Consider the following 12,001-nt stretch of genomic DNA (forward strand, 5'->3'; position numbering starts at 1 on the left):
CGTGCAGGCCGAACCAGGGGCGGGTGTTGCTCGGTGTCACCTGATGAACCTGTGGTCGCAGGCTCATCGGGGCAGGCTTCTTCGCGGGTGAACCCGCTCCCACAGGATTACCGCAGCCCTCAGGCCTGTGGAGTACCTGTGGGAGCGGGTTTACCCGCGAAGAGGCCCTTGAGGGTTACATCAAGATCACTTGTCGTCACGAATCGAGAAGTTGGCCATGTGCTCCAGCCCCTTGATCAGTGCCGAGTGGTCCCAGTTGCTGCCACCCAGGGCCGCGCAGGTGTTGAACACCTGCTGGGCATTGGAGGTGTTGGGCAGGTTGATGCCCAGCTCCTTGGCACCCTGCAGGGCCAGGTTGAGGTCTTTCTGGTGCAGGCTGATACGGAAGCCCGGGTCGAAGGTGCCCTTGATCATGCGCTCGGCATGGACTTCGAGGATCTTCGAGGAGGCGAAACCGCCCATCAGCGCTTCGCGCACCTTGGCCGGGTCGGCGCCGTTCTTGGCGGCGAACAGCAGCGCTTCGCTGACGGCCTGGATGTTCAGGGCGACGATGATCTGGTTGGCCACCTTGGCGGTCTGGCCATCGCCGTTGCCACCGACGCGCGTGATGTTCTTGCCCATGGCTTCGAACAGCGGCAGGGCGCGCTCGAAGGCTTTCGGGCAGCCGCCGACCATGATGCTCAGGGTTGCGGCCTTGGCGCCGACTTCACCGCCGGATACCGGGGCGTCCAGGTAGGTGGCGCCAGTTGCCTTGATTTTCTCGGCGAAGGCCTTGGTCGCGGTGGGGGAGATCGAGCTCATGTCGATCACCACCTTGTTCGGGCCGACGCCTTCACCGACGCCATTTTCACCGAACAGCACGCTCTCGACCTGCGGGGTGTCGGGCACCATCACGATGATGAATTCGGCTTCCTGCGCCACCTCTTTAGGGTTGGCCAGGGCCACGGCACCTGCGGCGACCAGGTCGGCAGGAGCGGCGTCGTGGTGGGTGGAGACGAACAGGCTGTGACCTGCTTTCTGCAGGTTCTGGGCCATGGGCTTGCCCATGATGCCGGTGCCGATGAAACCGATTTTAGCCATGAGAATGTGCCTCTTTGTATTTGTGATATCTCAAGCGAACTGAGCGCCTTGTGGGAGCGGGCTTGCCCGCGAATGCGGCAGGTCAGCCGACGGAGGTGTCCTTGCGGGCGCCATCGCGGGACAAGCCCGCTCCTACAGGGAGCGACTGTGTTCGTTAGATCGCGTTATGGGTTTTCAGCCAGGCGAGCCCGGCCTCGGTGGTGGTCTTGGGCTTGTACTCCGCACCCACCCAGCCCTGGTAACCGATGCGGTCCAGGTGCTCGAACAGGAAGCGGTAGTTGATCTCGCCAGTGCCCGGCTCGTGACGGCCGGGGTTGTCGGCGAGCTGGATGTGGTTGATCTGCTTGAGGTGGGTTTCCAGGGTCCGCGCCAGGTCACCCTCCATGATCTGCATGTGGTAGATGTCGTACTGCAGGAACAGGTTGGCGCTGCCCACCTCGGCCTGGATCTCCAGGGCCTGGGCGGTGGTGTTCAGGTAGAAGCCTGGGATGTCGCGGGTGTTGATCATCTCCATGACCAGGCGGATCCCGGCGGCTTCGAGCTTGTCGGCGGCGTACTTGAGGTTGTCGACGAAGGTCTTGCGCACCTCGGCGCACTGCAGGCCTTGTGGGCGGATACCGGCCAGGGCGTTGACCTGCTTGTTGCCCAGCACCTTGGCGTATTCGATGGCCTTGTCGACGCCGGCGCGGAACTCTTCGATGCGGTCGGGGTGGCAGGTGATGCCGCGTTCACCTTTGGCCCAGTCGCCTGCAGGCAGATTGAACAGCACCTGGGTCAGGCCGTGGGCATCGAGCTGCTGCTTGATCTCGCTGGCGCTGAAATCGTACGGGAAGAGGTATTCGACACCGCTGAAGCCCGCATCTGCGGCGGCTTTGAAGCGGGCCAGGAAGTCCTGTTCGGTGAACAGCATGGACAGGTTGGCAGCGAAGCGAGGCATGGTTGTCTCCTTGCAGATGAAAGCCCCCGGCAGCCTGCGCGGGGGCGTCGGCAATCAGTCGAGCAGCGAGATGGCAGTCGGCGCGTCGTTGCCGACCAGCGCGAGGTCTTCGAACTCGTTGACCGCGTTGATCTCGGTACCCATGGAAATGTTGGTGACGCGCTCGAGAATCACCTCGACCACCACCGGCACGCGGAACTCTTCGGCCATTTTCTGCGCCTTGAGCAGGGCAGGGGCGATCTCGCCCGGCTCGAACACGCGCAGCGCCTTGCAGCCCAGGCCCTCGACCACGGCGACGTGATCCACGCCGTAGCTACCGGCTTCGCTGGAGTTGATGTTCTCGAACGCCAGTTGTACACAGTAATCCATGTCGAAGCCACGCTGGGCCTGGCGGATCAGGCCGAGGTAGGCGTTGTTCACCAGCACATGGACGTAGGGCAGGTTGAACTGCGCACCGACCGCCAGCTCCTCGATCATGAACTGGAAGTCGTAGTCACCCGACAGCGCCACCACCTTGCGTTTCGGGTCGGCCTTGACCACGCCGAGGGCCGCCGGGATGGTCCAGCCCAGCGGGCCGGCCTGGCCGCAGTTGATCCAGTGGCGCGGCTTGTACACGTGGAGGAACTGCGCGCCGGCAATCTGCGACAGGCCGATGGTGCTGACGTAGCAGGTGTCCTTGCCGAATACCTGGTTCATTTCTTCGTATACGCGCTGCGGCTTGACCGGCACGTTGTCGAAGTGAGTCTTGCGCTGCAGGCTCGACTTGCGCTGCTGGCAATCTTCCAGCCAGGCCTTGCGGCACTTGAGCTTGCCGGCCGCTTTCCACTCGCGGGCCACTTCCAGGAAGGCGTCCAGCGCAGCGCCGGCGTCGGAGACGATGCCCAGGTCAGGGGTGAACACACGGCCGATCTGGGTCGGTTCGATGTCGACATGCACGAACTTGCGGCCTTCGGTGTAGACATCGACGGAGCCGGTGTGGCGGTTGGCCCAGCGGTTGCCGATGCCGAACACCAGGTCGGACTTGAGCAGGGTAGCGTTGCCATAGCGGTGCGAGGTCTGCAGGCCGACCATGCCGACCATCAGTTCGTGGTCGTCAGGGATGGTGCCCCAGCCCATCAGGGTCGGGATCACTGGCACGCCGGTCAGTTCGGCGAACTCGACCAGCTTGTCGCTGGCGTCGGCATTGATGATGCCGCCACCTGCAACCAGCAGCGGACGTTCGGCGTCATTGAGCAGGGCCAGGGCTTTCTCGGCCTGGATACGCGTGGCCGAAGGCTTGTGTACCGGCAGTGGCGCGTAGGCGTCGATGTCGAATTCGATTTCGGCCATCTGCACGTCGAATGGCAGGTCGATCAGCACCGGGCCTGGGCGGCCGGTACGCATCTCGTAGAAGGCTTTCTGGAAGGCGTAGGGCACCTGGCCCGGCTCCAGCACAGTGGTGGCCCACTTGGTCACCGGCTTGACGATGCTGGTGATGTCGACGGCCTGGAAGTCTTCCTTGTGCAGGCGGGCGCGGGGGGCCTGGCCGGTGATGCACAGGATCGGGATGGAGTCGGCCGAGGCGCTGTACAGGCCGGTGACCATGTCGGTGCCGGCTGGGCCGGAGGTGCCGATGCACACACCGATGTTGCCTGGGTTGGCGCGGGTGTAGCCCTCGGCCATGTGCGAGGCACCTTCGACGTGGCGAGCGAGGACGTGATCGATGCCGCCGACTTTCTTCAGGGCCGAGTACAGCGGGTTGATGGCAGCCCCGGGAATGCCGAATGCCGTCTCTACGCCTTCACGGCGCATGACCAGAACGGCTGCATCGATTGCTCTCATTTTGCTCATGATTTGTGCCTCATCGATTTTGTAATTGTATACAACTTGCTTTGCGCCAAAGTGTATTCACGCTCTGAGCTTCAGGTCAATGCATTTTCATCGGGTCGATTGGCTTTCGCTGGAAACCCCACAGAAAAGGCGTTCTATCAGTTGGAGTACGATCGTTCAAAAATATTGTATACAAAAAATCTTTCTGTTGTGTTCTATTTGCTTATCGGTTTTCAACTGCCCATCAGGGCTTCTCACAACAAGAAGAGGACCTTTCCATGAACGCAATGACGCTCAACGTCGCCAACACCTTGGTCGCCGCCGCCCTTGCCGCCGGGCGCAAGATCGACGCCGCACCGCTGACGGTGGCGGTGCTGGATGCCGGCGGCCATCTGCTGGCCTTGCAACGCGAGGACGGTGCCAGTCTGTTACGTCCGCAAGTGGCGATGGGCAAGGCCTGGGGGGCTGTGGCCCTGGGCAAGGGGTCACGCCTGCTGGCGCTGGATGCACAGCAGCGACCGGCGTTTTTCGCGGCGTTGAACGGCTTGGGCGAGCGGTCGGTGGTACCCGCACCAGGTGGGGTGCTGATCCGTGATCAGGCGGGGAAAGTGCTGGGTGCGGTGGGGATCAGCGGGGACACGTCGGACATCGACGAGCAGTGCGCAATCACTGCCATCGAGGCGCTGGGGCTTACGGCTGATGCTGGGGTAGCTGTCTGATACTGCGCTGGCCTGCGCTCCCGCCAAGGCCCGTCGGCCACGGGTGGGAGCGGTGTACGCCGACCGTCAGGCCGCCTCGGGCTCACACCCCTTGAGCACCAGGCGGATGATGGTTTCGGCGGCGGCGTCGTAATCGCTGTCGGCGAGCTTGGCCTTGCCGGTCACCACGGCAATCTGCCAATCGAAGTCGGCGTAGGTTTGCGTCGCCGCCCAGATGCTGAACATCAGGTGATGTGGATCGACCGGGGCGATCTGGCCGCGTTCGATCCAGCGCTGGATGCACTCGATGTTGTGACGCGCCTGCTCGTTGAGCTGCTCGACCTGCCCAGGCGAGAGGTGCGGGGCGCCGTGCATGATCTCGCTGGCGAACACCTTGGAGGCATGGGGCAGGTCGCGGGAGATGCGAATCTTCGAGCGGATGTAGCCGCTGAGCACTTCTTTGGGATCGCCATCGGCGTTGAACGGCGTGGACGCCTGCATGATCGGCGCGATGATGCTCTCGAGCACCTCGCGGTAGAGGTTCTCTTTCGACTTGAAGTAGTAGTAGACGTTCGGCTTGGGCAGACCGGCCTTGGCAGCGATATCGCTGGTCTTGGTGGCGGCGAAGCCTTTGTCGGCGAATTCCTCGCTGGCCGCGCGCAGGATCAGTTCCTTGTTGCGCTCGCGAATCGTGCTCATGGTCTATGGATCTTCCTGTGACTGGCCGCCTCTAGGCTCTGTACGAAAAGCCTTGATACTCGGTGATGCTGCGTTGAAAACAGCCTCGGAATGCTCATTTACAAATCCGTAAACTCCGCTTCCTCGGCTGTTTTCGCCTTGCCTGACCTTCGTCTCAAGGCTTTTCATACAGACCCTGAGAGCGTCGGGCATGGTAGCACCGGCCCAGAGAGCGGCTCAAGGCGACGGCATTGGGCTAGAATCGGACCTTTGCAATCATTGGAAACACAACGACATGGCAGGAAGCAGCTTACTGGTGTTGATCGACGACATCGCCACGGTGCTGGACGATGTTTCGCTGATGACCAAGGTCGCGGCGAAGAAGACCGCAGGCGTGCTGGGCGATGACCTGGCGCTCAACGCCCAGCAGGTGACCGGGGTACGGGCCGAGCGGGAGATCCCGGTGGTCTGGGCGGTGGCCAAGGGTTCGCTGCTGAACAAGGCGATCCTGGTGCCGGCTGCCCTGTTAATCAGTGCATTCATCCCCTGGGCGGTCACGCCGTTGCTGATGCTTGGGGGTGCCTACCTGTGCTTCGAGGGCTTCGAGAAGCTGGCGCACAAGTTCCTGCACAGCAAGGAGGAGGATCAGGCGCAGCACACGGCGCGCAAGGAGGCCGTGGCCGATGCGAATGTCGACTTGGTCGCCTTCGAGAAGAACAAGATCAAGGGCGCAGTGCGCACGGACTTCATCCTCTCCGCCGAAATCATCGCCATCACCCTCGGTACGGTGGCCGATGCGCCGCTGAGCCAGCAGATCATCGTGCTGTCAGGCATTGCCGTGGTCATGACATTGGGTGTGTACGGGCTGGTGGCCGGAATCGTCAAGCTCGATGACCTGGGGCTGTGGCTGACCCGCAAGGGCTCGAGCCTGGCACAAGCGGTCGGCAATGGCATCCTGCGTGCGGCCCCCTACATGATGAAGAGTCTGTCGGTGATCGGCACCGCGGCCATGTTCCTGGTCGGTGGCGGCATTCTCGTGCACGGCATCGCGCCGCTGCACCATGCCATCGAGGCCTTTGCCGACGGACGTGGCGGGGCACTGACCGGGGCGTTGATCAACGGTGTGCTGGGAGTGGTAGCCGGGGCGGCGGTGCTGGCAGTGGTGAGTGTGGTTGGCAAGTTGTGGCGGGTGCTGCGGCCAGCAGCGTGATCATCGGTGACTCTGCTTCGCGGTTTTACCCGCTAAGCAGACCCACCGCTCAGATCAGAAGTGCACCTTGACCAGGAAACTCATGGTGTTCTGGTCGGTGGTGAAGGCATCGCTGTCCTTGATCCCGTACTTGTCGCTCCAGTAGTCGTACTCGATACCGACGTACAACTGCTTCTCACCCAGGTGCAATGCCTTGCCCAGGTCATATTTGACCTGCGGGTTGAAGTGCAGGTTGGCGTGGTAGCTGCCACGGCTGTTCTCGTCGTTGTCCACCACCCAGTCCATGAAGCCGTCGATCAGCACATCCGATGAGCCCACGGGAATGGTGTAGGACCACACTGGAGTGATCTGCCAGACGTGATCACCCGGGCGGCTGCCATCGGTGGTGCGGTGGTAGAAGTTCAGCTGGAAATAGTCGAAGCCAGGAATCGCCAGGTCGAAGCCAGGGCCGATCAGGTAGGACTCGGTATCACCCTCGCCGAACTCGTAGGTCATGGCCAGCAGCACATCCTTGACCGGGCCGAACTCCAGCTTCTGGTCGAAAATCTTGCCGAACGACAGGCGCGGGCTGATCTCGCCGTAGTAGGTGTTCGGGCCGTTGTTCGCGTCTTTCTTGCCCTGGTAGAAGATCTTGTCGACGAAGATGAAGTTGTCGCCGTACTTCCAGGCATCTGCGTGCTCGAAGGTGACGGTCTGCTGGGTCTCGGGGTTGACCTTGAAGTTCTTGCCCCAGAGGTAGGTCAGGCTGTTGGTCTGCCACTGCAGCAGGTCGTCGGCGAAGCTGGTGCCGCAGGCGAGCAGGCCGCCGGCGAGGATCAGGCTGTTGATGATGCGCATTGCGTGTGTCGCTCCCTTGATTGGATGTTGCTGTCAGCGCTCGTGTCGGCGCCTTTCTTGTCTTTCGGGTCAGTTTTTTCGGGTTGGCCACAGCTCTCTGGCAAGTGCTGCGCCAACTTTCCGGGTTGGTCACAACCATCCTGCTCGACGTCGTTCTGAACGGATGAAAAGGGTGTTTCTGGCTGGCGAAACATCGACCAACCGCCCGAATTCATTGACTGAGCGGTCAGTAAACGCGGGCAGGATCCGGCCTGCCCTGAGCGAGGGGGCGCGCAGATTACTGGCTTGCGCGCCGGTCCTCAAGTGCTCCGTCCTGGAGCGCGGTGATACAAAATTGGGCGTTCGGTCAGGTTCTTAGAAATGCACCTTGACCAGCGCACTGGCCACGCTCTGGTTGCTCTGCAGATTGCCGCGGCTGTCGATGCCGTACTTGTCCTTCCAGTAGCTGTACTCGAACCCGACATACAACTGCTTGGCGCCCAGGTTGAGGGCCTTGCCCAGGTCGTACTTGACCTGCGGGTTGAAGTGCAGGTTGGCGTGGTAGGTGCCGCGGCGGGTCTGGTCGTTGTCGGTCACCCAGTCCATGTAGCCGTCGATCAGAAGGTCGGAGCGGCCCAGGGGAATGGTGTACGACCAGCCAGGAGTGAACTGCCAGACGTTGTCGCCGGGGCGACTGCCCTCGGTGTTGCGCAGGTAGATGTTGAGGTAGAAATAGTTGAAGCCAGGGATGTCCAGGTCGAACCCGGGGCCGATCAGGTAGGCGGCGTTCAACCCTTCGCCACGCTCGTAGGTCATGGCCAGCAGCACGTCCTTGACCGGGCCGAAGGCCAGTTTTCGGTCGAGGATCTTGCCGAACGACAGGCGCGGGCTGAACTCGCCGTAGTAGGTGTTCACGCCTTTGCTGGCGTCGGTCTTGCCGTTGTAGAAGATCTTGTCGATGAACAGGAAGGTGTCACCGTACTTCCACTTGTTGGCGTGCTCGAAGGTGATGGTCTGCTGGATGTCCGGGTTGACCTTGAAATCCTTGCCGTAGAGGTAGGTCAGGCTTTCGCCGTGCCATTGCAGCCAGTCGCCCGCGAACGCGGGGAGGGTGGCCAGCAGGCTGCTGCCCAGCAGCAGGGACGAGGTGGTGCGCTTCATGTGCGAATTCCCGTGTTCTTGTTGTTGTTCGAGGTTTCTTCGGCGCGCAGGCGCCCCGGACGGCCCGCTCCCGTGGGCCGCCGGTACTGCGTTTCACTGCTTGGACGAGACGGGCGGCCAGGGCGCCGCCCGCTGACTCAGTGCGGGTGACAGGCCTCGTTGTGGGCCGCGCGTTCGGCGCCCCCGAGGATGTTGAACAGCACGTTCAGTATCAGGGCGCTGAGCGTGGCCATGGCGATGCCGCTGTGGGTGATGGGCTCCATCCACTGGGGCATCTGCGCGAAGAACTCCGGACGCACCACCGGGATCAGCCCGAAGCCGACGCTGACTGCGACCAGCAACTGGTTGCGCCGATCACTGATGTCGGCCTCCTGGAGGATCTTGATGCCGGTGGCGGTGACCATCCCGAACATGGCAATGGATGCGCCGCCCAGTACCGCAGGCGGGATCGAGGCGATCAGGAAGGCCGCCTTGGGCAGCAGGCTGAGCAGGATCAGCAGCGCGCCCGCGACCACCGTGACATAGCGGCAGCGCACCCCGGTCATCTGCACCAGGCCGATGTTCTGGGCGAAGGAGGAATGGGTGAAGGTGTTGAAGAAACCGGCCACGAACGAGGCGCCGGCATCGCACAGCAGGCCGCGACGCAGCATGCCGGGTGTCACTTCGCGGTCGGTCACCTTGCCCAGGGCCAGGAACATGCCGGTGGACTCGACGAAGATGATCACCACCACCAGGCACATCGACAGGATCGGCGCGAGGCTGAAGGTCGGCATGCCGAAGTGCAGTGGCGTGACCACCTGCAGCCACGGCGCTTCGTTCAGGCCCGACAGGTCGACCATGCCGATGGAACCGGCCAGCACATAACCCAGGCCCATGCCCACCAGCACCGACACGTTGACCCAGAAGCCACGCATGAAGCGATTGATCAGCAGGATCACGGCCAGCACCAGGCCTGCGACCATCAGGTAGATCGGCGAGCCGAAGGTTTCCGCCTGTTGCCCGCCGCCGGCCCAGTTGACCGCGACCGGGAACAGCGACAGGCCGATGGAGGTGATCACGGTACCTGTGACCAGCGGCGGGAAGAAGCGCACCACCTTGGACATGAACGGCGCGATCAGCATGCCGAAGAACCCGGCGGCGATGGTCGCGCCGAAGATCCCTTGCAAACCCACACCGGGCATGCCGGCCATGGCCACCATGCTGCCGACGGCGGCGAAGCTTGCGCCCATCATCACCGGCATGCGGATGCCCACCGGGCCGATGCCGAACGACTGGATGATGGTAGCGACACCGGCCACGAGCAGGTCGGCGTTGATCAGGAAGGCGACTTCTTCACGGGACAGCCCGGCGGCCTGGCCGATGATCAGCGGCACGGCGATGGCGCCGCCGTACATCAGCAGGACATGTTGCAGGCCCACCAGGATCAGCTGGAACAGGGGCAGGGGCTGTCGTGGCGGCGCAACGGGGATGTACGCCTTGGGTGACTCGGACATGCAGCACCTCGAGTTTTGTTTTTATTCTCGGATCCAAGCGGGCGGCTCCAGGCGGCAGGCGCTTCGGTTGAAGGACCTGGGGTTTCCGGATGGAGCCGTACGCTCGATGCTTGCTTGTTACGGTGTTTCATTGGAAGCGAGGCCGGCAACACCGGCCTCTACGCGGGCAAGCCCGCTCCCACAAACAGGATGTGGGGTGTCAGTTGACCGGGGCACCCTTGGCGATCCAGTCGCCGACCAGCTTGCGTTCCTCGACGGTCATCTGGGTGATGTTGCCCAGCGGCATGATCTGGCTGGCGACAGCCTGCGCCTGGATGCGCGCGGCCTGGGCCTGGATCTGCTGCGGGGTGTCGAACATCACGCCGCCCGGGGCGGTGCTGAACAGTGGGCTGGTCGGTTTCGACGAATGGCACACGGTGCAGCGTTCCTGGATGACGTTGTGGATCTTCTCGAAGTTGCCGGGCGCAGCCTGGGCGGTGGCCTGGGCCGGCGCTTCGGCAGGTGCCTGGGCAGCCTTGGCAGCTTCCTCGGCGCGCAGCTCGGCAGCGGTCTTGCCGCCGACTGCAGTGGCGGGCAATGGCTGGTACTCGATCTTCGCAGCAGCCTGCTCGGGCGAGGTCGGCAGCGGCTTGGGACCGGTCACATAGGCCAGGCAGATCATCGCCAGGGCACCTACAGGGAGGGTCCAGGCGTACTTGTTGCTGTCGTGGCGGGTGTTGAAATAGTGACGGATCAGTACCGCAGCCACTGCGATCCCGGCCAGGATCAGCCAGTTGTACTGGCTGCCGTAGGTGCTCGGGAAGTGGTTGCTGATCATGATGAACAGCACCGGCAGGGTGAAGTAGTTGTTGTGTCGCGAGCGCAGCAGGCCCTTGGCCGGCAGTACCGGATCAGGGGTCTGGTTGTTCTCGATCGCCGCCACCAGCTGGCGCTGGGCCGGCATGATGATGCGGAACACGTTGCCCACCATGATGGTGCCGATGATCGCGCCGGTGTGCAGGTACGCGCCACGACCGCTGAACACCAGGCTGAAGCCCCAGCATGCCGCGATGATCAGCACGAACAGCACGGCGCCGAGCAGGGCGGGGCGCTTGCCCAGTGGTGAGTCGCAGAGGAAGTCGTAGACGAACCAGCCGACGACCAGTGAGCCGATGCCGATGGCCACGCCTTCGGCGCCGCTCAGGGTGCTGCCAGGTGCCAGCAGGTACAGGGTTGGGTTCCAGTAGAACACCACGCACAGCAAGGCGATCCCGGACATCCAGGTGAAGTAGGCTTCCCATTTGAACCAGTGCAGGTTCTCGGGCATTTTCGGTGGTGCGAGCTTGTATTTCTCCAGGTGGTAGATACCACCGCCATGGATGGCCCAGAGGTCACCTGACAACCCATCGCGCGGGTTGCTTCGATTCAGGTGGTTCTCCAGCCAGACGAAGTAGAACGATGCACCGATCCAGGCCACGCCGGTGATCATGTGAACCCAGCGAATGCTCAGGTTCAGCCATTCGTGAAGGTGTGCTTCCACAGTATGTACCTCTGCCGATCACCGACAGGCCGAGACCCGGGATGACCGACCTTTTCTTATTGGTGGGGATTGAGGATCAACATCTGTTCCTCGGTGAAGTAATGCTCGTCGCAGTTGTTGCCGGAACCACTGCGATCAACCACCAGGAAGTCATCCCGCTTTTCGATCGTCAGCACCGGGTGGTGCCAGACGCCGCGATGGTAATTAACGCCCTGCCTGCCGTTGCTGCGGAAGGCTCGGACCAAACCTGATACAGGTGCATCGCCAACTGGCGCGACCACGATCAGAAAGGGGTTGCCGAGCAGCGGAATGAAAGCCTGGCTGCCCAGCGGATGGCGCTCCAGCATGCGTACGGTCAGCGGCATCTCCAGCGCGTCGGCGCGGAAGATGCTGATGATCGCCTTGTCTTCCGGCTCGGCGGTCTCGACCGTGGCGAGCTTGTGGAAGCGCATGGTCGAGCCGTTGTTGATCATGAAGTGGTCGCTGCCATCGGTTTCGATCACGTCACCGAACTGGGCGAAGGCTTCTTTGGTCAGGGGCTCGATCATCAGGGTGCGCATGCGGTTATCTCTTCTGTATTCGTTATCGGTATGTAGGGCG

Annotated in this window: 11 protein-coding genes; 2 read left to right on the forward strand and 9 right to left on the reverse strand. The window is 62.5% G+C overall.

Features of this window, described 5'->3' with window-relative positions; genetic code table 11:
• Positions 1–186 precede the first annotated feature (186 nt).
• From ACTYOL_RS08680 to gcl, 3 genes are all read right to left on the reverse strand, one after another.
• Complete coding sequence (locus ACTYOL_RS08680; protein WP_197892482.1) at positions 187–1,080, reverse strand: 2-hydroxy-3-oxopropionate reductase; 894 nt, start codon at positions 1,078–1,080, stop codon at positions 187–189.
• A 154-nt stretch (positions 1,081–1,234) separates the two neighbouring features.
• The gene (gene hyi, locus ACTYOL_RS08685; protein WP_063543965.1) at positions 1,235–2,017 is read right to left on the reverse strand and encodes a hydroxypyruvate isomerase; all 783 of its coding nucleotides are present in this window, start codon (positions 2,015–2,017) and stop codon (positions 1,235–1,237) included.
• Between the two features lie 54 nt (positions 2,018–2,071).
• Positions 2,072–3,847 carry a glyoxylate carboligase gene (gene gcl / locus ACTYOL_RS08690; RefSeq protein WP_063543967.1) on the reverse strand — a complete coding sequence of 592 codons (1,776 nt, stop codon included), beginning with the start codon at positions 3,845–3,847 and terminating at the stop codon, positions 2,072–2,074.
• A 257-nt stretch (positions 3,848–4,104) separates the two neighbouring features.
• Here gcl and ACTYOL_RS08695 point away from each other — a divergent pair, with 257 nt between their 5' ends.
• Positions 4,105–4,545 (forward strand): GlcG/HbpS family heme-binding protein, encoded by a 441-nt coding sequence (locus ACTYOL_RS08695; protein ID WP_054893650.1) that lies wholly within the window; start codon positions 4,105–4,107, stop codon positions 4,543–4,545.
• A 66-nt stretch (positions 4,546–4,611) separates the two neighbouring features.
• Here ACTYOL_RS08695 and ACTYOL_RS08700 read toward each other — a convergent pair whose 3' ends face one another.
• Positions 4,612–5,223, reverse strand: a complete 612-nt coding sequence (locus ACTYOL_RS08700; RefSeq protein ID WP_054893651.1) for a TetR/AcrR family transcriptional regulator — start codon at positions 5,221–5,223, stop codon at positions 4,612–4,614.
• 274 nt (positions 5,224–5,497) lie between these two features.
• Here ACTYOL_RS08700 and ACTYOL_RS08705 point away from each other — a divergent pair, with 274 nt between their 5' ends.
• Complete coding sequence (locus ACTYOL_RS08705) at positions 5,498–6,412, forward strand: DUF808 domain-containing protein (protein ID WP_444757785.1); 915 nt, start codon at positions 5,498–5,500, stop codon at positions 6,410–6,412.
• 54 nt (positions 6,413–6,466) lie between these two features.
• Here the strand turns inward: ACTYOL_RS08705 and ACTYOL_RS08710 are convergent, their stop codons facing one another.
• The 5 genes from ACTYOL_RS08710 to ACTYOL_RS08730 all read right to left on the reverse strand — a co-directional run bounded on the left by ACTYOL_RS08710 (position 6,467) and on the right by ACTYOL_RS08730 (position 11,961).
• Positions 6,467–7,249: an outer membrane protein OmpK gene (locus ACTYOL_RS08710; protein ID WP_054893653.1), complete on the reverse strand. Its 783-nt coding sequence runs from the start codon at positions 7,247–7,249 to the stop codon at positions 6,467–6,469.
• Between the two features lie 354 nt (positions 7,250–7,603).
• Positions 7,604–8,389 carry an outer membrane protein OmpK gene (locus tag ACTYOL_RS08715; RefSeq protein WP_063543971.1) on the reverse strand — a complete coding sequence of 262 codons (786 nt, stop codon included), beginning with the start codon at positions 8,387–8,389 and terminating at the stop codon, positions 7,604–7,606.
• A 137-nt stretch (positions 8,390–8,526) separates the two neighbouring features.
• Positions 8,527–9,882: a nucleobase:cation symporter-2 family protein gene (locus ACTYOL_RS08720; RefSeq protein ID WP_112897792.1), complete on the reverse strand. Its 1,356-nt coding sequence runs from the start codon at positions 9,880–9,882 to the stop codon at positions 8,527–8,529.
• Between the two features lie 199 nt (positions 9,883–10,081).
• Positions 10,082–11,401: a urate hydroxylase PuuD gene (locus tag ACTYOL_RS08725; RefSeq protein ID WP_063543975.1), complete on the reverse strand. Its 1,320-nt coding sequence runs from the start codon at positions 11,399–11,401 to the stop codon at positions 10,082–10,084.
• A 56-nt stretch (positions 11,402–11,457) separates the two neighbouring features.
• A complete protein-coding gene (locus ACTYOL_RS08730; RefSeq protein ID WP_054893657.1) occupies positions 11,458–11,961 on the reverse strand; it encodes an ureidoglycolate lyase in 504 nt (167 codons plus the stop codon).
• Between the last annotated feature and the right edge of the window lie 40 nt (positions 11,962–12,001).

This window comes from Pseudomonas sp. A014, assembly GCF_052378495.1.
Classification (GTDB): domain Bacteria; phylum Pseudomonadota; class Gammaproteobacteria; order Pseudomonadales; family Pseudomonadaceae; genus Aquipseudomonas; species Aquipseudomonas machongensis.